This is a genomic window from Bifidobacterium sp. UTCIF-1 (genome assembly GCF_006408915.1).
GTDB classification, from domain to species: Bacteria; Actinomycetota; Actinomycetes; order Actinomycetales; family Bifidobacteriaceae; genus Bifidobacterium; species Bifidobacterium reuteri.
Genome location: NZ_JFAG01000004.1, coordinates 102080 through 124230 on the forward strand (window position 1 = coordinate 102080; position 22151 = coordinate 124230).

Below are 22151 nucleotides of genomic sequence, written 5' to 3' on the forward strand. Positions count from 1 at the left end.
ATGAGCCGGAGACTCATTCCGTTGCAAGCTAGTTTGTTTTGGCTTGCAGGACGCTCTTGCGAGTGTCCGCTCCAAGTCTCACGCCGCGTGTGCGGCTGCTTGGTTCGCGTTTCACTGCGGATTGCCCGCCATCCCGGAGGGTGGCGGGTCTTACGCCCGCTCCGCGCGCGTTTAGGGTCTCCGGGGCACTCCCGGCGACCTCGATGTTGATCGCGGCGTTCAGGTCGCGGTCGATGATGAGACCGCACCCGTCGCAATGGTAGACGCGCTCGTCGAGGGAGAGCTTGGCTTTCACTCTCCCGCAGTTCGAGCATGTCTTGCTTGACGGATACCAGCGGTCGATCACATGGAGTCGCGCGCCGGTTCGTGCGGTCTTGTATTCCAGTTGGCGGCGTATCTCGAAGAACGATGCGTCCATGATCGATTTGGCGAGCCGATGGTTCCTGATCATGCCGTTCACGTTCAGGTCCTCGATCGAGATGTCCGAGTAGGTGGAGGCGAGTCGTGTGGTGAGCTTGTCCAGCAGGTCGCGTCGCTGGTTGGCGACGTGGGCGTGCAGACGCGAGACCCGTTCGCGTGCCTTGCGGCGGCGGTTCGAGCCTTTCACCTTGCGGGACAACGCCTTCTGGGCGTGTTTCAACCGGCGTTCGCCTGTCTTGAGCGTGTGCGGGTTGGCGATCATGGTGCCGTCCGACAATACGGCCAGCGTCTTGACTCCCAGATCGATGCCGACCATGCCGCCCTTGGGTGGGATGGTCGGTGTGGGGTCGGCGCGTTCCACGGTCAGCGAGGCGTGCCAGCGGCCCGCATGCCGGGTGATGGTCATGCGCAGCACCCGAGCGTCGCCGACCCGGGCGGTGATGTTCTCCATGCAGTGCACGCGCCCTATCCGGGGCAGTCTCAACGCGTTCGGATCATTGTCGATCAGACCGTATGAGCCGGTCGTGTACGCGAACCGGGGTGTCGTCCGGTCCTTCGCCCTGAACTTGGGGAAGCCGATACGACGGCCTTTGCGTCGCCCCTTCCGGCTTTTCGACCAGTTCATGAGCGCGTCGGACAATGATTCCAGTCCGCTGTTGTACGCCTCCTTGCTGTTCTCCGGCCACCATGGCACGCCGTCCTTGTCCACGGCCAGCGTGTTCTTGTTGGCGTTCCACCAGCGTCGCAGCGCGTACAGCGACCACTCCGGTTTCCCGTGTGCGTCGATCGTCGCCTTGACGTGCGCCAAGCCAGCGTTGAACGCGAACCGGGCCGCCCCCGCATGCGCAAACAATAGACGCTCCTGCGCTGGTGTCGGGTCCAACGCGACCTTGACGGCCTCAAGCATCACGCGCCGCCTTCAACGCGGCCTCCGCCTTGTTCCGTGCGGCACGCCTGCCATACAGGCGCGCGCAGAACGAGGTGAGCGCTTCGGTCATGTCCCGGACGAGATCATCGTCCGGTTCGGTGTCGTCCACGACGATGAGCCGGCGATTCTGCGCCTTCAACGCGCTTTCGACGAGTCCGGCGTTCATGCGGGCCAGACGGTCGCGATGCTCCACGATGATGGTGCCGACCGTGGGGTCCGCGAGGATGCGGTTCAATTTACGCCGCCTGTCGTTCATGCCCGAACCGGTCTCCATAACCACCTCCGGGGATTCGACACCCATATTGATGGCGAACGCCTTCAACCGGTCCGCCTGCCGCGTCAGGTCCGTCCTCTGGTCGGCGGAGGAGACACGCGCATAGCATACGGTACGCGACCCCACGACGGGAGCGGACTGCTGCTCATACTTGGGATCATGGATGAGCCACACGCTCCCCGAACGCTCGAACGGAACGGGCATGCGATTCTCACGACACCACTTCCACACCGTCTGCTCGTTCAAACCCTCACGAGCCGCCCATTCCTTGACACGCATAAATAAATTATAACATGCCAGAACAAAGCAGATCAAACGAATACAGCATCAGATGACAACCCCGCGCAATGCCTCGGTGGGGGTCATGCGGGCGGCTCGGGAGGCGGGATAGATGCCGGCGAGGATGCCGACCATGACGGCGGCTGCCCAGGCGGTCGGAAGGCCATGCCAGTCGAGTGCAGGAGGCTGGCCGATGCCGGTCGCGACACCGACGGCTGTGACGGCGCCGACTGTCACGCCGGCGAGTCCGCCGATGGCGGAGAGCATAGCCGCCTCGGTGACGAATTGCATGCGGATGGCGCCGCGCGTGGCGCCCAATGCCCGCCTCAGGCCGATTTCGCCGCGCCGCTCCATCACGGTGACGACCATCATGTTGGCGATGCTCATACCTCCCACCGCCAGAGCAATCACGCCGATCATGAGGCCGAGCGCGGTCAGCGAGTCGTTGGTGGTGTTACGCGCCTCGGACAGGTTCGCCGACGCGCTCACGGACACGTTGCCGCCGGAGAGGTTGGCCGCGTGGGCGATCATGCGCCGCAATGCCTCCGCGTTACCGGGGCGGGTGCGCACGTAGATCCGGCTGATACGGCCGATGTCGTCGGCTTGGTCCGCATAGTGCGCGAGCGCGTAGTCGGCGCCGATGAGGACCGACGAGTCGATGTCCTGAGCCTGCGGCGCGGCCTCGAGGATGCCGATGACCCCGTACCAGGCGTCGTCGACGAGCACACGGTCGCCCGGCTCGTTGATGCCGAGCCGGTATGCCGCCTCGGAGCCGAGGACCACGACCGGCAGATGCTCGTTGTTCCGGTCGATGCCTCGGCCTTGGGCGATGCCGACGCCGACCGCGTCGAGCGCGTCTGGGCGCATGACCATGACGGCTAGCGCGTTGCCGTTGGTGGAGGGAACGAGCTCGTTTTTGAACACCTGCGCCCCGTCCGGCGCGGTGAGGAACACGCCCACCCGTTCGACAGCGCTCTGCCGTGCGATGGTTTCGGGCGCGTATTCGGGCAGCGGTACGGACTGTCCGCTGGAATCCTGACCGGGGGTGACGACCTGCAGGTTCGCGCCAAGCGCGTCGAGCCGGGCGAGCAGGGCCGCCTGATTGGAGGCGGCGATGCCGGAGAGGGCCACATAGGCGGCTACTCCCAGTGCGATGCCCAAGGATGCCAGTATCGTACGCGAGATGCGCCCGGTTGCCCCGAACCATGCCGTGCGCAGCAGGTCGAGGACGCGGGTGCCGATCGTCCTTCGCGCCGGAGTCCTTCTGCAATCGTTTGCAACTTCCTGGCTGCAACCGTTTGCAGTATTATTGGTGAGAACGTTTGCAGACTTGTTCATGCGACCGCCTCCTTGACCGTTTCCGTGACCACGCCGTCCTGGATGTGCAGGCGTCGGGGGAACCGTGCGGCCACGTTCGGATCATGCGTGACGACCACCAGGCTTGCCCCTGCCTTACCGGCGGCGAGCAGCATATCGACTATCGCGTGCCCGGTGGCGGTGTCGAGGGCGCCGGTCGGCTCATCGGCGAAGATGATGTCCGGACGTTTGGCCAATGCGCGGGCGATTGCCACTCGCTGCTGTTCGCCGCCGGACAGTTGCGAGGGCCTGTGGTACATGCGCTCGCCGAGTCCCACGCGCTCCAGCGCCTCGACGGCCAGACGGCGCCGCTCCCTGCGCGGCAACGCGGTGTATTGCAGTCCGGTCATCACGTTCTCCAGAGCGGAGACGGTGGCGATGAGGTGGAACTGCTGGAACACGAAGCCGATGCGTTCGGCGCGCAATGCGCTGCGACGCCGCTCCCCCATGGAGGCCACGTCCGCACCGTCGTAGGCGACCATGCCGGAGGTGGGCATGTCGAGCGTGCCGAGCAGTGACAGCAGCGTCGATTTGCCCGAGCCGGACGGGCCCACGATGGCGATCCGTTCGTCGCGGCCGATCGCCAGCGACGTGTCGTGCAGGATCTCCAACGGAGAACCGTCCTTGCCGACGAACGCCTTGGTCACATGCCGCAACGTCAGCAACGGCGGATGCCCCGCGTCCCCGCCCCGGTCGGAATCGGGACCGGCGTGCATTGCGGAATCCTCGCGCGTCACAGGATCGTCATACGCCACAGGATCGTCGCACGCCGCGAGGCCACCCCGCGTCATACCCATCGCCGCATCATCGCGCCTCATGAGACCTCCCTGCATCATGAGACCACCACCCTGTCTCCAGCCTTCAGGCCGTCGGCCTTAAGGACCTGCACCTGCGCGTTGGCCACGAGCCCGATCTCGACCGGCACCCGTTCGAGCGACTCCCCTCTGATCACCTCGACCGCGTACTGGTCGCCGGCGGATGCTATGAGCGCGGTGACCGGCACGATAAGCGTCTCCTCGGTCGCGGCGTCCGCGTTCGGCACGATGATCTGGATGGCCGTGGCCCCGAATTCCGCCACCTGTGTCTGATCGGGAAAGTCGATGCGCACCGAAGGCTGGGTGACCTGCCCATCCTTGCCATTGGACTGGCCGGAGGATAGTCCGGTGGACGCGCCGGAGGACTGGCCACCTTGATCGACCGCGGTGAGCGTGGTGTCGAGGGTGGTGTTGTCCGGCAGGACGACCTTCGCCTTGTCGCCGGCCTTGAACGTGGCGGCCTGTCCGGCGGTGATCGTGGCCTGCGCGTGCAGGGTGACGCCCGTATAGCTGGCCGGACTCACATTGGTCTGCCCCAGTTTGGCGGCCACGGTCTTGATGCGGATCGGCGCCGCAGGGGTCACGGCCACACTGGATGGCTGGAAGACGCCGTTGGCGACGTCCCCGTCGAGGCCGAGCGACCACCGCTGCCATTGGCGGACCGCCTCCTTGGTGTATCCGTCGAAATGGTTGTCCGGCGCGCCCCAGAAGTAGCCGAGTTCGGCGAGGTTCTGCTCCAATTGGGCCACGTCCGGCCCATCCGTGGCGCCGATGTCGAGCGTACGCCAGAACGGGCGCTCGCCGTGGAAGAGCACCACGGGCACGCCGTCCATCTCGTACACCTGTTCACCGGCGCCGATCTGCTTGCCGGCCACAGGCAGCTGGGTGATGACGCCGGTCGCCTCGGCGAAGTCGGATGCCGTGTCATATGTCAGGGTGGCGCCGAGCCGGGTTTCGGCGTTGAGCACGCCTTTGGTGACCGGCTGGGCGCGCAGCGTGGTCACATCGACCTTCCGTGGTGCGGATGATTGCGTCGTCTGCTGGCTATCCGCCGTCATGTGGCCGATGAGCGTCCATGGCTTCATGAAGGCGCAGGTCACGGCCAGTGCGGTCGCTGCGACGAGCACGATGACGACCGTGGCTATCCGCCGCCTACTCGAAAACCGTCTGGCTTCCGTCCGTGTCATGGTTATGGCTCCTTCACTGTCATTGCGTCGGAATCTGGGTCAAACAGGATTTGCATGGGACTCGCACACATGAGACGCGTATCGCATCGAAATCATGCCGCCACGCCACTGTGTTGTCACAAGCCTGTGCTGTCGCGAAATCATGCCGTCGCAACACTGTGCCGTCACGAGACCGCACCCGTCGCCTCGTCCAGCACCTTCATGTAGTCGTAGCCGAATTCCTCGGCCGTGCCATCGAAGCCGAAGGCGATGCGTGCGTCGCCGACGGGGCATTCCTTGAGGAAGCGTCGCAGCTCCTCCTCGCCGACCGTCTTGGGGATAAGAATCGTCGTCGGCTCGTCACCGGCCGGGTCGGCGACCCAGCCGAAGCCCTTGGCGCGCGCCCTCTTGGCGTAGTCGAGCGCCGCCTGCCGCTCTTCCTCGGAATAGGTGGGCGCGCCTGCGGTGAGATCCTGAGCCGGCTGTGTGAAGTCCGGGTTCTTCGCCTCGCAATCAGCGTATTCCTGCTGTTTCGATTCGTAGGGCGAGCCGGCGAGCGCCGTGGCGTCCTTGAACGCCACCCATACGGTGCCATAGTCGATGGAGGTGAGCATGGCGTTCGCGTACAACGACTGGGTGTCGGCGCCGGCGCTCACGCTCGTGCCGCCGTCACCGGACGCGACCGGCTGCCCGCTTGCGTCGATCATGCGCAGCATGACCATGTTCTTGGAGGTCGCCGCCTTCGCCTTGCCTTCCGCATCCGGTATGCCGGGGGCCGCGCTCGCCTGCGCATCGAAACCCTTGCCGGTGAGACAGGAGAGGAACCGCTTGGCGGTCGCATCTGTGGGGAGGGCATCGGCTGCATTGCCGCCGTCGTTCGCGGACGTATCGATACCGGTGACGCCCGTATCGTCGCCGCCGTTCGCGGCGAACGGCGAGGAGCAACCGGCGAGCGCGGCCATGCACAGGCCGGACGCGAGTGTCAGGGCCAGCGTACGGCGGATTGCGCGGGCGTTTGGACGTCCGGCGGACTGGGTCGGGCGGCCACCTGATGAATTGTTCTTGCAGTTGTCGTTCAGGCTTGTCGGCACAACGATTGCAGTGCGCATGATGGGTTCCTTCTCGAGTTGTGTGTACGGGCTGTTGTCCGGCCCGTTGTCATCGCTGTCCATTCAATAGCCCGACTGGTGGCGTGTCGGTGAGCGATCGCCTTACCTTCGCCTTACGGCTGTTCGGCAAGGATGCGGTTGTAGGCCTCGCATTCGCCGGTGCAGCCGACGCCGAATGGAATGCCGTCATGGGTGGGCCATTTGTCGCCCGAATAGGTGTCGAAGAAGCGCCGCAGCTCCTGATAAGAGACGTCCGAGGGGATCTCCACGATCTTGTCCTCGCCCGGCGCGGGGTCGGGCATCCAGTCGAATCCGTCCGCGCGGGCCTGACGGGCGAAATCGATCAGGATCTGTTGCGCCTCGGAGTCCGCCGTACCATCGGATGATCCGACGGTCGTCGCATAGTTAGGCTGCGCGAAGTCCGGGTTCGTCTGTTCACAGGCGGCATAGTCGGCCTGCTTGTCCGCGTAGATCGAGCCGGAGAGCGCCTTGGAATTCTGGAACCCCACCCATGCTCCCTCTTCCGCGGATACGATGGTGTACATCACGTCCGGGTAGAGCGGGTCGGAGTCGCCGGAGATCTGCGTGCCGGGCCCGGGGATGATGGGGGTGCCGTCCGCGTCGAGCCGTCGCACCACTACGGTGGTCTTGGGGGCCGGCTCCGAAGAGCCGATGGATGCCAGCGCGCTGCTTTCAACCACCTTCGCGTCGAAGCCCTTCTCCACCAGGCAGGCCGTGAATCGTTTGGCGATCGTCTCCAGTTCGGCCGTGGTGAGGTTCGCGACAGGGTCGGCATCCATGCCGTCCGACGACATGCCCGATTGAGCCTGAGGACCGGTCTCTGATGCCGGATCGGAGTCCCGCGCAGCATCCGTTGTACCGTCTCCGGCGCTTGAGGACGAACAAGCGGCAAGCCCGATCAGACAGGTCATGACGGCAACGGCCGCCAGCAGTGTTCTGAAAGGCCGGGCGTCCCGGCAGTAGCGGTCGGCTGTCAAAGCCAGCGACTCATCGGCCGTCGCGTTATTGCCTGCAAACCTGTTTCCCGTGTTCATCGGCTGCTCCCTCGCTTCCTGTTCCACGCCGGTAGCGGATATCGCATCCTTCGTGACATACGGCATCATCGCGGCGTCGCTTCCATGACACCTCCGGACCGGTGGCGCGATGGTGGGAGAATCCCTTACCTTCGCCTTACCGTGGTGCCGCAACGATGGATGAGTAACGGCGGATGGATAATTGACGTACATGGTTCCGGCCAGACCCGACCAGCGGAACCATGCGGAAGGGGCGGAATCATGAGGATTCTCATCGTCGAGGACGACCGTGAGCTGGCGGACGCGTTGGATGACGCGCTGCGATACGAGGGGTATGCGACGAGCATGGCCACGACCGGCACCGAGGCGTTGCAGGCCATCTCCGAGCAAACCATCGACATCGTGCTGCTGGATCGCGACCTGCCGGTGCTGTCGGGCGACGCGGTGATGGCCACGATCGCCGCGAACCGTCTGCCTGTGGCGGTGATCATGCTCACAGCCGCCGCCGAGGTGAGCGACCGGGTGAGCGGGCTCGATCTCGGTGCGGACGATTATCTGACCAAGCCGTTCGCCTATCCGGAACTGCTGGCGCGCCTCCGGGCATTGCAGCGTCGCGCCGGCCGGGCCGACGCCACGGCCGTGGTCTTGACGCATGGGGATCTGACGCTCGACACCACGCGCCGGCTGGTCTTCCGCGACCATGGCCGCACGCTTGTCAAACTCACGCCCAAGGAGTACGGCGTACTGCTCGAACTGATGCGTGCGGACGGCGGGTATGTGAGCGTGCAGGAACTGTATGAGACGGTCTGGGATGATGCGTCCGCCGCCGAACCGGCGGACGTGATCAAGACCACCATCTATTCGCTGCGCCGCAAGCTGGGCGACCGCGACGCCATCGAATCCACGCGAGGGGAAGGATACCGGCTGTCATGACAACTCTCTCCCCGACCTCCCCTGCGGGCGGCCGCATGCAAGGACTCCGTCCCTTGCTCAACCGTCTCGCCGCCCTGGCCCGCCGGCTGCGTCCCTCATCGTTCCGCGCGAAGGTGACCTTGGCCGTCGCGCTGACGATCATCGCGATGATGACGGCGTTGATCGTCGCACAGAACATCATCGTGACCCGCACCGCCGCAAGACAGAATGAGATGATGTCGCTGTGCATGAACTCCGACGGCAGCGTCTCCGTCTCCACGCGCAAGGAGTATTCGGACGCCGCCCCGACGGGCGACATCCCCATGGCCTGCTACTCGGGCACGCGCGGCAACCTTGAGGGGGGCGACACTGTACTCCCCGGCGAACACGCAGGAATGGGACGACGTCGAATCCAGCGCATCCCAGGACAAGCCGCTCATCCTCGATCGGAGCAACGGCGTGATCATCGGCACTGCGAACGCCGTCACCGACTCCCTGACCGGCATGATGCGTACGGTGTCCATCGTGATGCTCGCCCTGTTCGGTCTGCTCGCGGTCGGGGCGGCATGGTTCATCGGCACGGTGCTCTCCCGGCGCGTGACCGCCGTGGACCGTCAGGTGGCGGCGCTGCAGCCGGACGACCTGAGCGCGCGGCTCGACGTGAAGCCCGGCCATGACGACATCGACCGGCTCGTGGATTCGATCAACGGCATGCTCGACCGCGTGCAGACATCCTCCGAGGCCGAACGACGGTTCGTGTCCAACGCCTCGCATGAGCTGCGCACGCCGATCGCCGCCGTGGAAACTAACCTCGACGCACCGCTCGCCCAAGGCCGGTTCCCCAAGGACGTGGAGCCGTCCGTGCGCCGTGCGCTCGCCGCGAACCGGCGCGGCGCGGCCTTGGTGCAGGCGTTATTGACGCTGTCGCGCATCCAGAGCGGGGCGTTCGATGGCACAGGAGATGGCACCGGTAATGGCGGCAATCGTGGCAGCAGCCTCAGCGTCATCGGCGACCGCACCATAACGGACGACACCCTGACAGACCGCACCGTGGCGGACGGCACCGTCGCGAATCTGAACGATTGCGTGGGCGCCGCGCTCGAGGATATCGGCGCGGACATCCGGGCGCAAAGCCTCACTGTACGGGTCGACCGTCCAGACGAATCCGCCGATCCAGTCACAGTGCCCGTCAATCCGTCGCTGCTGGCGCTTGCAGTGGGCAATCTGATCCGCAACGCCGCGGTGCACAACGTGCAGGACGGCTCTATCGAGGTCGCCATCGATGTTGATCATGGCGCGGATAGCGACGGAAACGGGAAGGTGCCGGGCGGCGCCGAGACAGCAGACGACAACGCCACCCCTGGGATGACGGCCGGCGGAAGATCCGTCGCCCTGACCGTGACGAACACCACCGACGAGACCTTGCCGGAGGACTTGGACGACCTGATGCAGCCGTTCCATCGCGGCACCAATTCGCGTATCAGCGCCGTGCCCGGCGTGGGGCTGGGCCTGTCCATCGCGGATGCCGCGTGCAAGGCGATGGGCGCCACATTGGAACTGGGGCGAACTGAGGATAATAGATTCCACGCTGCGATTCTGTTCTGAGCCGAGACAACGGCACTATCCGGCGCGACAGGCCGGATAGTGCCGTTGGTAAAACAGGTATTGCCTTTCCCCCGAATCACCGATACATTGGCGAGAGGACCATTATCCATTCATACGAACATTCACGCGAACTCATACGAAACGGAATCATTGTGACCTCACCGAATACACCCGCAGAAACCCCGAACCAGCCCGCGCAGTCCGTGTCTCAGTCCGCACCGGAAGCCAGGAAGCCCGGCAAGCTCCAGGTCGCCGACCTCATCACCATCGGCGTCTTCGCGGCGCTGTACTTCGTGATGGTGTGCATCGCCACGCTGGTGAGCACCATCGCCATGGGCGGCTTCGGCTCGATCTTCCTTCCTGCCGTGGCCGCGTTGATCTCCGGCTGCGTGTACATGCTGCTCGCAGCACGTCTTGGCAAGTTCGGCGGCATCACCGTCATGGGCGTGGTGATCGGCCTGTTCCTGTTCGTCTCCGGCCACTTCGTGCTCTCGTTCATCGCCAGCATCGTCTTCCCCGTGGCCGCCGACCTTATCGCGCGCGCCGGCAAGTACAAGAGCAAGGTGTTGCTGCTCGTCAGCTACATGGTCTTCTCCTACGGCCTGACCGGCCCGATCCTGCCATTGTGGTTCATGAAGGACGCCTATGTGGCGAGCCTGCAGGCCCGCGGCAAGGACGCGGCGTACATCGATGGCGTCTTCGCCAATATCAACACCGGCTCGTTCTTCCTCGCGATGGGCGCGATCCTGGTCTGCGCGGCCCTCGGCGGCTGGTTCGGACAGAAGATGCTCAAGAAGCATTTCGTCAAGGCCGGCATCGTCTGATGCGGGCCAACCTGAATGATTCTTCAGTGAACGCCTCACGTCCGTCGGCTACACCGGCGACGGGGGCGTTCGCATATGCCGTCCGGCCCACGCTCGACCCGCGTACAAAGCTGTTCCTGCTGCTCGCGGCCAATCTCATGCTGTTCTTCCATGTGGCGCTGACCACGCAGATCGTCATGGTCGTCCTGTTCCTCATCCCACTGGCGGCGGCCGGACGATGGAAAACCACGCTCAATTTCGCCATCACCTATGCCGCGTTCACGGCGCTGGGCCTGCTTGACCCGGACGCGCTCGGACTGCCGTGGCTGCATGTGGTTTCGGCGCTGGCGGTAGGGCTGGCGATGATGTTGCCCTGCTTCATCACAGGCGCCTACGCGTTCACCACCACGTCGGCCAGCGAGTTCATCTGTTCGATGCGGCGCATGCATGCGCCGGAGGCAGTGGTGATTCCCTGTGTGGTGGTGATCAGGTTCTTCCCCACCATCGCCGAGGATTACCGTCAGATCCGCAACGCGATGGCTTTGCGAGGCATCGCGGCTGGCGGCTGGGGACTGCTGAGGCATCCGGCGCAGTCGCTGGAATACATCCTCATACCGCTGCTCATGAATGCCACGACCGTGGCGCAGGACCTGTCCGTGGCGGCCCTGACCAAGGGGTTGGGTCGTGAGGGAGCGCATACCTCACGCACACGGATTCGCATGGGGGTCCTCGACTGGCTGGCGATGGTTGTGGTGAGCGTGCCGATCATCCTTGACATGGCTGGGGTATTGAGATGAGCGTGCGGAACCGGGAATCCATAACAGACCACGTGTCGTTCAGATATGAGCATGCACAGGAAACAGCCTTGCACGATGTCTCATTGGACGTCCATCAAAGCCGATGCATCGTATTGTGCGGCGCAAGCGGCTGTGGCAAAACCACTTACTCCCGCATAGTCAACGGGCTTGTGCCGCAGTTCTTCCACGGCGAGTTCACCGGCCGACAGATCACCTGCGGCCTCGACGCGTCGACCGTGCCGATTGACCGGCTCACACCGTTGGTCGGCAGCGTGTTCCAGAATCCAAAGACCCAGTACTTCAACGCGAACGTCACCGACGAACTGGCATTCGCCGCCGAGAACATGGGATTGCCTGCGGACGACATCAACCGGCGCATCGCGTCGGTGTCCGACCGGTTCGGCATCGGACCGCTGCTTGGACGCAGCATCTTCCACCTATCCGGCGGACAGAAGCAGCGCATCGCCATGGCGGCGGCAAGCGTGCTGAATCCGAGGCTGATGGTGCTGGACGAGCCGACCAGCAATCTCGACGCTCACGCCATCGCGGACATGCGTACCATGATCGAGCGGATGAAGGCCGACGGGCTCACCATCATCATCGCCGAACACCGGCTAGCATGGCTCAACGGTGTGGCCGACCGGTACGTGGTTTTCGACGGCGGCCGTATCGTCAGGGAGTACGAGGCCAGCGAATTCCTCGCTCTCTCCCCCGGCTGCATCGCCGCGATGGGTCTGCGCGCGCTCAACCTCGAACCGTACCGCAAGCAGATCGCGGAGTTGGAGAGGCGGCGAGCATTCCCCTCCTCTTCCAGCGGGGCGACGCCTCTGCTCGCCACACGCGACCTCGCCATCGGCTACCGAGGACGCGACGGCTTCATGCGGCATGTGCCGGACATGGCCTTCCGCGCCGGTGAAATCACCGGGCTGATGGGGCACAACGGCTGTGGGAAGACCACGTTGGTGAAGACACTGACCGGGCTCGTCAAGCCGGCCGGCGGCACCATCATGCTCAACGGTCGGAAGGCCCGTCCGCGTGACCTCACGCGCGCCGGATTCATGGTGATGCAGGACGTCAACTATCAGCTGTTCTCCGACAGCGTGCGCGAGGAGCTCATGATCGGGTTGGACGAGACCGACCCGGCCGTAATCGCGCAGGCTGACCGGGTGATGGACGACCTCGATCTCACCGCGTTCGCCGACCGGCATCCGATGAGCCTATCGGACGGGCAGAAGCAGCGCGTCGCCATAGGCTCCGCGCTGATGTGCGGCAAGGACCTCATCATCCTCGACGAGCCGACGAGCGGACTCGACCGTTACCACATGGAGCAGGTGGGCGGACTACTGCGTCAATTGGCCGCCCGCGGCAAGGCGATCCTCGTGGTTACGCACGACGAGGAGCTGGCCGCCGGCTGGTGCGACCGTATCATCAATCTGGAAAGGAACCAATCATGAATGCGACAAACATGTCAGGCACAGCGGGCGCACCGGCGTTCGACATCGCCGACTGGCTTGGGGACTGGGAAAGCTTCGAGCATTACATTGATTCGGACGACCCCACCATCCAGCAAACCTGGGAGGCCGCCGAGCAGGCGGTGCTCGCAGATCCCCGGATGGCGCCGATGGCCGCCCATGGCATCCGCACATTCTGGTCAATGGCGTGCGCCACCACAAGTCCAGAGAACATCATCCATATCGGATGGTGGCGGGTGAGCGAGCCGGGCGGAGCCGGTGCCGCCGCCAGCGCTGTGATTCGCATCGAATGGTTCGCCGAGGACAACACCAGCCTCGACATCTACGACTACCGCATCGACCATGTGATCGAACATGGCCTGGAAGGCTCCCCGACTTTCGTGTTCACGACCGACGACCCCAATGCCGAGGACAGTCCGTTCCGCTGGCTGCTGGTCATCGCGCCATTGCCCTCGCGCAGGGCGTTCACCAAAGGCGGACTGCTGAGTCATCTGCATTTCCAGTACGCCAATGACCTCGCCACGCTGGTCGTCAGCGGAGAACCGGATGCCGACATTCATGCAGAAGGCACCGCGTCCGGCTCAGCCACGGAGACCCTACACAATCCGCGATGGTATGCCACCATGTGCGCCGATGAGGGCACCGTCCAGGACCGTTGCGCAATCATCCGCGCGTTGCACCACCTGCAGTAGTCGAGCTCACCGCGAAGCATACAGCGGAGCTGTTTGCAGGACGAGCCGGCAGCGAATGACTTGGGAGAGAGATACAAGCTGGAATCCGTAGTTATTGGCGAGGCAATCCACTAGCTCGCGTTGAGACGCGACATGGTCCGTGTCCTGCAATTGGGAACGCACTGCGTGCGCGGCATGCCGACTCGCCTGTCGGGTGGCCAGGAAGTGGCTTCAGCTGTTGCGATTGATCTCGATGTCGGTGACGGTGAGGTTCGCCTCGTTGACGAGGTTGAACAGGATGACCTCGGCCAGGGGCCCGGGCTGCATGAATGTATGCTGCTTGGCCTCGGACACGTAGTCATGGCTGTCGCGGTAGAAGGCGGTGTCGATGCCGCCCGGGTAGACGGCCACCACCTTGACGCTGGTGCCCTTGTACGCGGCCTGCAGGCTCTTGGTGTAGCCCTTCTCGCCCCACTTGGTGGCGCAGTACACGCTTTCGTTCGCATTGCCGCGGGTGGCCGCGGTGCTCATGATCTGCGCGATTTTCACGTTCTGCTCATCGCAGGCCTTCAACGTCTCCACGGTCCACAGGATCATTCCCTTGAGACCCTTGAGGCACTTGTCCACGTCGGAGGCCTCATAGGCGGTGGGCACTTTGAACGACGGCTGGCCTGCGTTGTTGATGAGCAGGTCAATGTGGCCAAGCGCGGCGATGTCGGCTACGGAAGCGCGCACGAACGCCTCGTCGGTGATGTCACCCACATAAGCCCGGTACGATTCGGCCGGCCATTGCGCGGACAGCTCCTCCTGCCGCTCGGCGTTGAAGTCGATGCCCGCCACGAGCCAGCCCTTGGCGATGAGCTGGCTGGCGAACTCGTAACCGAGTCCCATGGCACTACCGGTGACGATGGCGATCTTCTGTCCTGTCGGGGTTGCCATGATCGGCTCCTTTGCTCCGTTGGTCCTTTGGTTTTTCAATGGGATTGTCGATTGTCCGTTGTGGCGGAGTTTTCCTCCTCGGCAAACCTCCGCCACGGCTCCGCTTGGCGCGGGAGCCTTGATATGCCAGCTACTCCTCCGCCACGAGTTCCAGATAGCTGTCGTTCCACAGGTCCTCGTCGCCGTCGGGCATGAGCAGCACGCGCTCGGGGTTGAGCGCCTCGACCGCGCCCTCATCGTGGGTGACGAGCACGATCGCGCCCTCGTATTTGGCGATGGCCTTGAGGATCTCCTCGCGGGAGGCCGGATCGAGGTTGTTCGTGGGCTCGTCGAGCAGCAACACGTTGGCGCGCGAGGTCACCAGCGTAGCCAGCGCCAGACGCGTCTTCTCGCCACCGGAAAGCACACGTGCCGGCTTCATCGCGTCATCCCCGGAAAACAGGAACGAGCCGAGGATGGAGCGGGCCTGTGTGTCGTTGAGCTCCGGAGCCACATGCGTGAGGTTCTCCAGCACGGTGGCGTTGAGGTCCAGTGTGTCGTGCTCCTGGGCGAAATAGCCGATCTTGCATCCGTGGCCGTAGTCCACGGATCCGGTGTCAGGCTGCTCCAGATGAGCCAGCAGACGCAGCGTGGTGGTCTTGCCGGCGCCGTTGTATCCCAGGATCACCACACGCGAGCCCTTGTCGATTGCGAGGTTCACACCGGCGAACACGATGTTGGAGCCATACGCCTTGGAGATGTCCTTGGCCATGATCGGCGTCTTGCCGCAGGCGGCCGGCTCCGGGAAGCGGATGTCGGCGACCTTCTCCTTCTTCTGCGCCTCCGAGGTGTTCTCCAGCAGTTTCTCCGCGCGCCGCATCATGTTCTGCGCCGCCACGGCCTTCGTGGCCTTCGCGTGCAGTCGGATGCCCTGCTTCATCAGGCGTTCGGCCTTCTTCTCGGCCACCTCGCGCTCACGGCGACGACGCTCCTCATCCACGACGCGCTGGTGCAGATACGCCTTCCAGCCGAGCGAATACATGTCGATCTGTCCGAGCTGGGCATCGAGATGCCACACCTTGTTCACGGTTTCGTCGAGCAGTTCGGTGGAGTGGGAGATCACCAGGAAACCGCCCTCGTATTTCTTCAGGAAGCCACGCAGCCATTCGATGGAATCCGCGTCCAGATGGTTGGTCGGCTCGTCGAGGATGAGCGTGTCCGCGTCGGAGTAGAGGATGCGCGCCAGTTCGATACGCCGGCGCTGGCCACCGGAGAGGGTGCCGAGCTGCTGCTCCATGACATCCTGCGGCAGACCCAGTGATGCGGCCATCGCAGTGGCTTCGGATTGGGCCGCATATCCCCCGGCCTTTTCGAAGTCCTGCATGGCCTTGTCGTACCGGGTCATGGCCTTGCTCATCACATCCGGGTCGGGGTCGGTCATCTCCTTCTCGGCCTTGCGGATCCGGCTGATGATGGTGGCGATGTCCCTTGCGCTCATCATACGGTCGAGCGCGGTCTGCGTAGGGTCGGCGGCATGCGTGTCCTGAGGAAGATAACCGAGCTTGCCGGATACGCGCACCTTGCCAGATGTGGGCAGCATATCCCCGGTGATGACGCGCGTCAGCGTCGTCTTGCCGGCGCCGTTGCGGCCTACGAGACCGATCTTGTCCCCTTTGGCCACGTGGAAATCCGTGGGGTGAAGCAGTGTCCGCGCGCCGATCTGAATCTCCAGACCCTGTGCATCAATCGCCATGCCTCACCTGCCGCTTTCCTTCGAATCCTGAACTATTGCGAATAAACCAACAGACCATGGTAGCGGAAGGCGTGAAGAATGGTGGCGTGACGGCTAGAATGATTCATGGTCATGCCGTTCTCACAAGGGGGATTGCCATGGAATACACCGATGATGCGGAACGCCGTGCACTGTTGCTGCACAGTGCCTACGATACGCAGACCGTACGGGATATGGAGCGCCCTCTGCTGGACAGGGGCGTGCCTCTGATGCGCATGGCGGCGCAAGCTGTGGCGCATGTGGCTGCCGGATTGCTCGATGACGAGGATCTTGCTCTGGAAGATGCGTCAATCGTTCTGCTGGCCGGAGCCGGCGACAATGGTGGCGACGGCCTCTTCGGCGCCGCCATGTTGGCTCAGGAGGGCGCTTCCGTCACGGCCATTGCCGTGGGCCGTTCTCTGCATGAGTCGGGATTCGCCGAATTCGTGCGGTCAGGCGGCAAGATCCTAGTGCTGGATCCGGCTGCCGACATCCCCGGCTGTGCTTCGGGGTTCTCCGCCGGCGAGGCCGGAGAACGGCTGCAGACCGCCATCTCAGTCGCTTCGCGGGCCCATCTGGTCATCGATGCGATGACCGGCATCGGCGTGCATGGCGCATTGCGGGGCATCCCTGCTGCGCTGGCGGAGGCGTTGGGCCGAGATGGCGCGATTCCTGACGAACCGGCGTTGCCCGGGCGTGAATCGTCCGGTGACTTCCCTCTGATCGTGGCTGTGGATACTCCGTCTGGAGTGGGCGTGGACGATGGTGCGTTGCCCGGTCCCTATATCCCCGCCACGGTGACGGTGACGTTCGGCGCGATGAAACCTTGTGCGGTACTGCCGCCGGCAACATTCGGATGCGGGCGTATCGACCTGGTCGATTTCGGATTCGACATCGATGAGGTCGAACCTGCCGTGGAGGTGGTGGATGGCGCATTCGCCTCTGACGCCATCCGTCTTCCGCATGTCGATGATGGCAAGTATTCGCGCGGTGTTGTGGGATTGGTGACCGGTTCTCAGCGTTATCCCGGTGCCGCCGTGCTGACGGCCCGCGCGGCTGCCCGTACGAATACGGGGATGGTCCGGTATCTGGGACCGGAGCGTGCACAGAACATGGTGCTGTCCGCCATGCCTGAGGTGGTGATTGGCAAAGGGCACGTGCAATCCTGGGTGATCGGTTCCGGAGTGCCGTCCGCAGGCGCTGCCGGGGCGGATGCCGATGCGCAACGCGAGACGATTGCGGCGCTGCTGAAGCATTATGCATTGAACGGTGATGCCGCGACGGATGATATCGTCTACGATATGCCTCCCGTCGTGGTCGATGCCGGTGCGTTGGATCTGCTTCCCGCCCGCGTGCCGGGGCAGGTGGTGATCACGCCGCACGCCGGCGAGATGGCATCATTGCTGAACAGACTGGAGGATGAGGCATCCTCCGATGCTGCTCGCAATAACAGCATCTCTCGCGATATCCCGTCAGATGAGGATGTGCTCCCTCATGAACAACCGGACGAACCTCTTGACGAACCGTCATCGTTGTCGATACGGACCGGGAGCACGACGCCTGACGGCGCCCATGCTGCGCATGGTGTCGGTTCACATGCAGGACGTCCGCAACATGCGTCCGCCAGTGGTGCTTCCCGTCTTACCGCACAGGATGTGCAATCGGATCCGTTGGCTTGCGCGCGCAGGGCGCATGAGCTGACCGGTGCCACGGTGTTGCTTAAAGGCGCGGTAACCATTGTGGTGGACGAGGACCACACCTATGTCTCCGGCAGCGCTCCCGCCTGGTTGGCCACTGCAGGGTCAGGTGATGTGCTGGCCGGCATGGTCGGCGCTCTGCTCGCCCAGCAGGGTGAGGCCATCACGACAGCAGAAACCGCGGCCGCCGGAGCGTATCTGCATGGGCAGGCGGCGGCCATCGCGTCTGAATCCGAGCAACAGGGGTGGCAGGAACCTGATCTGATCGGCCGCACACATCGCCAGCGATTCATGACTCTGGGCCACCCCATTGTAGCCAGTGATGTCATTCAGGCGATTCCCGAGGCAATAGCCGACATCATCGCGTGAATGCCCAGGCTTAGGCATCCACCTAGCGTGTCGGGTTGTATAGGTGACCACAAGCAAGAGATAGTCGCCAATACAACCCGACACCGGTTCCGATGATTCGGCCGTCTACACCTCGGGTTCGCCGTCGATGTCAAGCCGATACCCCATGCCCGTCTCCGTTTTCAGGTATTTGGGATGCGCGGGATCCGGCTCGATCTTCTTGCGGAGCTGCGAAATATACAGGCGCAGATATCCGGTGTCCTTGACATGCTGGGAACCCCAAATGGATGTGAGCAGATCCTGACGGGTCACCAGCTTGCCGGTGTTGCGTGCCAGCACCTCGAGCACTTTCCACTCCGTAGGGGTGAGCCTGACACGCACTTCGCGTCCTTTATGACCACGGAACACGGCATGGGCGTTCAGGTCCACCGTGATATCCCCGAACTGGATCAGTGGGGTTTCGCTGTCCGAAGGGTTCTCTTGCGCGACCCTTCGCAACAACGCGCGGATACGCGCCAGCAGTTCATCGATGGATACGGGTTTGGTCACATAGTCGTCCGCACCTGCGTCCAATGCGGCCACTTTCTCACGCGCGTCGGTACGGCCGGATACCACGAGAATCGGAGCATCCGTCCATCCTCGCACTCCTTGGATCACCCCCATGCCGTCCATGCGCGGCATGCCCAGATCAAGCACGAACAGATCTGGATGCTCTTCGACCGCCACGGTGATGCATTCGACTCCATCGCGTGCGGTAACGATGTCGTATCCCTGCGAATGCAGGGTGATCTTCAGCGCCTTCAGGAACTGCGGATCGTCGTCAGCCACGAGAATCTTCATCGTCAGGCCTCCTTCTTTTCGCTGTTGTGTGCATGACCGGCAGATGAATCTGCATCATCATGTCCCTTGTCGTCCGAAACTGCCGGTACGGGGACGGGAGCATGAGTCGAGTCGGCTGCTTCCCCGTCGCCCTGTTGCACCTGCGTGGTGCTTGTCTTCTTCGCAGCGGCGGCTGCAGTACCGTTGGCTTGTTTTTCTTTGCCGCCGCGCATGATGCCATAGGTGATGAACCGATCAAGACCGCGTTCGTCGGAATTGCCGTGTCCAGGCAACGGCAGAATCACATCCGAGACCGCACCAGAGACGTTCAATGTATCCCGTTCGAGAATCTCGGCGGGATTCGGGCGCTCGTTCGCCGGAATCATCTGGCCCACGCGCAGGGCATGGTCGGCCTCCCTCAGCGTGATCACGATGGTCAATCCGCCTCCCGGAGTGTCCTCAGGACTGATGGACCCGCCCATCGATTCGACGAATCCCTTGGAAAGCGCCATGCCGAGCCCCAGTCCGGTCGTGTTGTCGGTGTCGCCCAGACGATGGAACGGCAGGAATATGTCGTTCTTGCGCGCATCGGGAACGCCCGGCCCCTGATCGGCCACACGGACCTCCACCAAACCGTTGAACGCGGAAGCGGACAAGCGCACACGCTTTCCTGCGGGCGTGAATCGCATTGCATTGACCACCACGTTCGACAGCGCCCTGCGTAGCAACGCGGGGTCGGCCACGACCAGCGGCAGATCCGGCGCGATGTCCAGATCTATGGACCATGGTCCGATGCCAAGCTCGTCGAACAGGGGGATGATCTCCTCCCCCACGTCGGTGGCGACCAAAGACAGGGGCAGTGCACCTTCGCGTATGCGCGAGACATCCAGCAGGTCAGTGACGAGCTTGGTGAGCTGCTTCAACCCGTTGGACGCCACATTGAGCAGTTCCTTGCGGTCATGGTCGCTCATGGTGTCGCCCATGCGCTGCAATCCCGACACCGCAGCAGTGGCCGAGGCGAGCGGCCTGCGCAGATCGTGGCTCACCGCGTTCAGCAGGCCGGTACGAACCTTTTCGGCGGCGGCCAACGGCCCGATTTCGCTGGCTTTGCGCTCCAGATCCTTATGTTCGAGCACGGTCTGGATTTGCGAGAGGATCGCCAGCAGCATGCGCTGGTCCGATGCCTCGATGGATTTGCCATACAACTTGAGCTTCGGCCCATGATCCGATAGCGACACAGTCTCGGGTTCCTCGATGGGCGAGGAGACATCCGAGCCGTCCTCGTTATCCATTCTCGTGCCGGGTTCGCCATCCGAAATGATGACGCGCTTGTCCTGCACGACGCGCACGCAGCTGAAACCGAACGCCTCCCGCGTGCGATGGACGATGGCCTGCAACGGGTCATCGCTGCGCAGCACCGCTCCGGCCACGCTGGCCAGGGTCTCCGACTCGGCGCTGGCGCGCTGGGCCTGACGCGCGATGGTGCCGGCCCGATCGACCACAGCGGAGACGATGATGCCCACGATGACATAGAGGATGATGGTCATCACATCCGAGGCATGCACGACGTGCAACGTCCCGATGGGCACAGTGTACAGAAAATCAAGCACCAATCCCGAAAGCACTGCGCACACCATGGCCGGAACCAACCCGCCTATGACCGCCGACAGCACCACCATCAGCTGCAGGATCAGTGCGTCTCGTTGCGCGAAATACGGTTCGCTGAACTCGTACAACGCCAATGCCGTCAACATCACCGACAGTATGGCGAATGCGAAACCGGCTGCCTGACGTTTCAACGCGATGGGCTGACGATTCGTGGAGGGCATGGAGATGCCCTTGCTCACGAAGGAATGCGTGACGATATGCACGTCGATATCGCCGGATTTCTCAATGATGCCGTTCGGTGTGGAGGGGCGACCGAACCATCTGGCGAACATGCCCCGCCGCGATACGCCAACGATCACCTGCGTGGCGTTGTTCGCCCGCGCATAGTCCAGCAGAGCATCGGAAATGTCCTCGCCCACGATCTGATGGTAGGTGCCTCCCAATTCCTCCACCAGCTGACGTTGTTTGATCAGCAGCGCAGGGTTCGAGCCGGCCAGACCGTCTTCCGGCGTCACATGCACGGCGATGAGGTCGCCGCCGCCGGAAGCGCGGGCCACACGGGCGCCGCGTCGAAGCAGCTGCTCGCCTTCGGGTCCGCCGGACAGTGCCACGATCACGCGTTCGCGCGTCTCCCATTTGGCGTTGATGTGATGCTCGTCGCGGTATTCCTTCAGCGCTTCATCCACGCGTCCGGCAAGCCACAGCAAGGCAAGCTCGCGCAACGCGGTGAGGTTGCCGACACGGAAGTAGTTGCTGAGCGCGGCATCAACACGATCCGGCTTATAGACAAGGCCCGCAGAAAGACGTTCGCGCAGGCCTTCCGGTGGCAGATCGACAAGTTCGACCTGGGTCGCGGAGCGCAGGACCTTGTCGGGCACGGTCTCCTTCTGCGTACTGCCGGTGATCTCACGGACTACGTCGTTCAACGATTCGATATGCTGCACATTGATGGTGGTGATCACATCGATGCCCGCATCAAGCAGATCCTCGACATCCTGCCAACGTTTCTCATGCACCGAGCCGGGCGCGTTGGTATGCGCCAGCTCATCGACCAGCGCCACCTGCGGGTGACGTTCGATGATCTTGAAGAGATCCATCTCCTCAAGCCACATGCCACGATACCGGACGCGCCTGCGCGGGACCTGTTCGAGTCCGAGGGCCGCCTTCGCCGTGGCGGTGCGTCCGTGGGTTTCCAGCAACGCTATGACGACGTCCTTGCCGTCCTCCTGAAGACGATGCCCCTCCTTGAGCATCGCGCACGTCTTGCCCACACCGGGCGCGGCACCCAGCAGCACCCTGAATGTACCCCTTGCCTCTGCCATACCTTGCCTTCCCCCGATGGATGATGG

General features: G+C 63.5%; 18 protein-coding genes. 7 read left to right on the top strand and 11 right to left on the bottom strand.

The genetic code is table 11. The annotated features are described in order from the left end of the window. Positions 1 to 28 precede the first annotated feature (28 nt). From tnpB to BW09_RS03055, 7 genes are all read right to left on the bottom strand, one after another. Positions 29 to 1327, bottom strand: a complete 1299-nt coding sequence (gene tnpB, locus BW09_RS03025; protein WP_044088244.1) for an IS607 family element RNA-guided endonuclease TnpB — start codon at positions 1325 to 1327, stop codon at positions 29 to 31. Then, on the bottom strand, positions 1320 to 1901 hold the full coding sequence (locus tag BW09_RS03030; RefSeq protein WP_044088245.1) for an IS607 family transposase: 582 nt from the start codon (positions 1899 to 1901) through the stop codon (positions 1320 to 1322). The genes tnpB and BW09_RS03030 overlap by 8 nt, the downstream gene beginning before the upstream one ends. Before the next feature lie 48 nt (positions 1902 to 1949). Beyond that, positions 1950 to 3239, bottom strand: a complete 1290-nt coding sequence (locus BW09_RS03035) for an ABC transporter permease (RefSeq protein WP_140462748.1) — start codon at positions 3237 to 3239, stop codon at positions 1950 to 1952. Further along, positions 3236 to 3973 (bottom strand): ABC transporter ATP-binding protein, encoded by a 738-nt coding sequence (locus BW09_RS03040; RefSeq protein ID WP_375137545.1) that lies wholly within the window; start codon positions 3971 to 3973, stop codon positions 3236 to 3238. The genes BW09_RS03035 and BW09_RS03040 overlap by 4 nt, the downstream gene beginning before the upstream one ends. Before the next feature lie 116 nt (positions 3974 to 4089). Next, positions 4090 to 5259: a peptidoglycan-binding domain-containing protein gene (locus BW09_RS03045; protein WP_140462749.1), complete on the bottom strand. Its 1170-nt coding sequence runs from the start codon at positions 5257 to 5259 to the stop codon at positions 4090 to 4092. Between the two features lie 164 nt (positions 5260 to 5423). Further along, entirely contained in the window at positions 5424 to 6347 is a 924-nt protein-coding gene (locus BW09_RS03050) for a hypothetical protein (RefSeq protein ID WP_140462750.1), read from the bottom strand. Between the two features lie 113 nt (positions 6348 to 6460). After that, on the bottom strand, positions 6461 to 7402 hold the full coding sequence (locus tag BW09_RS03055; RefSeq protein WP_140464697.1) for a hypothetical protein: 942 nt from the start codon (positions 7400 to 7402) through the stop codon (positions 6461 to 6463). A 240-nt stretch (positions 7403 to 7642) separates the two neighbouring features. Between BW09_RS03055 and BW09_RS03060 the strand changes: the two genes are divergently transcribed. From BW09_RS03060 to BW09_RS03085, 6 genes are all read left to right on the top strand, one after another. Continuing rightward, positions 7643 to 8314, top strand: a complete 672-nt coding sequence (locus tag BW09_RS03060; protein WP_044088249.1) for a response regulator transcription factor — start codon at positions 7643 to 7645, stop codon at positions 8312 to 8314. Between the two features lie 333 nt (positions 8315 to 8647). Next, positions 8648 to 9898, top strand: coding sequence for a HAMP domain-containing sensor histidine kinase (locus BW09_RS03065; RefSeq protein WP_140464699.1), 1251 nt, complete (start codon positions 8648 to 8650; stop codon positions 9896 to 9898). A gap of 152 nt (positions 9899 to 10050) precedes the next feature. Further along, positions 10051 to 10722: an MptD family putative ECF transporter S component gene (locus tag BW09_RS03070; RefSeq protein ID WP_052382000.1), complete on the top strand. Its 672-nt coding sequence runs from the start codon at positions 10051 to 10053 to the stop codon at positions 10720 to 10722. 26 nt (positions 10723 to 10748) lie between these two features. Beyond that, positions 10749 to 11498 carry an energy-coupling factor transporter transmembrane component T gene (locus tag BW09_RS03075; protein ID WP_044088452.1) on the top strand — a complete coding sequence of 250 codons (750 nt, stop codon included), beginning with the start codon at positions 10749 to 10751 and terminating at the stop codon, positions 11496 to 11498. Then, entirely contained in the window at positions 11495 to 12952 is a 1458-nt protein-coding gene (locus BW09_RS03080) for an ABC transporter ATP-binding protein (RefSeq protein WP_044088250.1), read from the top strand. Before BW09_RS03075 ends, BW09_RS03080 begins: the two co-directional genes overlap by 4 nt. Then, complete coding sequence (locus tag BW09_RS03085; RefSeq protein ID WP_044088251.1) at positions 12949 to 13662, top strand: hypothetical protein; 714 nt, start codon at positions 12949 to 12951, stop codon at positions 13660 to 13662. The genes BW09_RS03080 and BW09_RS03085 overlap by 4 nt, the downstream gene beginning before the upstream one ends. A 210-nt stretch (positions 13663 to 13872) precedes the next feature. On the opposite strand, the gene BW09_RS03090 is transcribed toward BW09_RS03085, so the two are convergent. After that, entirely contained in the window at positions 13873 to 14580 is a 708-nt protein-coding gene (locus BW09_RS03090) for an SDR family NAD(P)-dependent oxidoreductase (RefSeq protein ID WP_044088252.1), read from the bottom strand. Between the two features lie 130 nt (positions 14581 to 14710). Beyond that, positions 14711 to 16312 carry an ABC-F family ATP-binding cassette domain-containing protein gene (locus tag BW09_RS03095; protein ID WP_044088253.1) on the bottom strand — a complete coding sequence of 534 codons (1602 nt, stop codon included), beginning with the start codon at positions 16310 to 16312 and terminating at the stop codon, positions 14711 to 14713. A 137-nt stretch (positions 16313 to 16449) separates the two neighbouring features. Between BW09_RS03095 and BW09_RS03100 the strand changes: the two genes are divergently transcribed. Further along, a complete protein-coding gene (locus BW09_RS03100; RefSeq protein WP_044088255.1) occupies positions 16450 to 18396 on the top strand; it encodes a bifunctional ADP-dependent NAD(P)H-hydrate dehydratase/NAD(P)H-hydrate epimerase in 1947 nt (648 codons plus the stop codon). 105 nt (positions 18397 to 18501) lie between these two features. On the opposite strand, the gene BW09_RS03110 is transcribed toward BW09_RS03100, so the two are convergent. Then, positions 18502 to 19215, bottom strand: a complete 714-nt coding sequence (locus BW09_RS03110) for a response regulator (protein WP_044088256.1) — start codon at positions 19213 to 19215, stop codon at positions 18502 to 18504. Positions 19216 to 19217: 2 nt separating this feature from the next. After that, positions 19218 to 22124, bottom strand: coding sequence for an ATP-binding protein (locus tag BW09_RS03115; protein ID WP_081886519.1), 2907 nt, complete (start codon positions 22122 to 22124; stop codon positions 19218 to 19220). Between the last annotated feature and the right edge of the window lie 27 nt (positions 22125 to 22151).

What these genes read in the sequence shown, in the direction of transcription:
- BW09_RS03045 (WP_140462749.1), bottom strand. Translation starts at nt 5,259, where the DNA reads ATGACACGGACGGAAGCCAGACGGTTTTCGAGTAGGCGGCGGATAGCC.
- BW09_RS03085 (WP_044088251.1), top strand. Translation starts at nt 12,949, where the DNA reads ATGAATGCGACAAACATGTCAGGCACAGCGGGCGCACCGGCGTTCGAC.
- BW09_RS03055 (WP_140464697.1), bottom strand. Translation starts at nt 7,402, where the DNA reads ATGAACACGGGAAACAGGTTTGCAGGCAATAACGCGACGGCCGATGAG.
- BW09_RS03030 (WP_044088245.1), bottom strand. Translation starts at nt 1,901, where the DNA reads ATGCGTGTCAAGGAATGGGCGGCTCGTGAGGGTTTGAACGAGCAGACG.
- BW09_RS03040 (WP_375137545.1), bottom strand. Translation starts at nt 3,973, where the DNA reads ATGCACGCCGGTCCCGATTCCGACCGGGGCGGGGACGCGGGGCATCCG.
- BW09_RS03090 (WP_044088252.1), bottom strand. Translation starts at nt 14,580, where the DNA reads ATGGCAACCCCGACAGGACAGAAGATCGCCATCGTCACCGGTAGTGCC.
- BW09_RS03050 (WP_140462750.1), bottom strand. Translation starts at nt 6,347, where the DNA reads ATGCGCACTGCAATCGTTGTGCCGACAAGCCTGAACGACAACTGCAAG.
- BW09_RS03110 (WP_044088256.1), bottom strand. Translation starts at nt 19,215, where the DNA reads ATGAAGATTCTCGTGGCTGACGACGATCCGCAGTTCCTGAAGGCGCTG.
- tnpB (WP_044088244.1), bottom strand. Translation starts at nt 1,327, where the DNA reads ATGCTTGAGGCCGTCAAGGTCGCGTTGGACCCGACACCAGCGCAGGAG.
- BW09_RS03095 (WP_044088253.1), bottom strand. Translation starts at nt 16,312, where the DNA reads ATGGCGATTGATGCACAGGGTCTGGAGATTCAGATCGGCGCGCGGACA.
- BW09_RS03115 (WP_081886519.1), bottom strand. Translation starts at nt 22,124, where the DNA reads ATGGCAGAGGCAAGGGGTACATTCAGGGTGCTGCTGGGTGCCGCGCCC.
- BW09_RS03035 (WP_140462748.1), bottom strand. Translation starts at nt 3,239, where the DNA reads ATGAACAAGTCTGCAAACGTTCTCACCAATAATACTGCAAACGGTTGC.
- BW09_RS03060 (WP_044088249.1), top strand. Translation starts at nt 7,643, where the DNA reads ATGAGGATTCTCATCGTCGAGGACGACCGTGAGCTGGCGGACGCGTTG.
- BW09_RS03080 (WP_044088250.1), top strand. Translation starts at nt 11,495, where the DNA reads ATGAGCGTGCGGAACCGGGAATCCATAACAGACCACGTGTCGTTCAGA.
- BW09_RS03100 (WP_044088255.1), top strand. Translation starts at nt 16,450, where the DNA reads ATGGAATACACCGATGATGCGGAACGCCGTGCACTGTTGCTGCACAGT.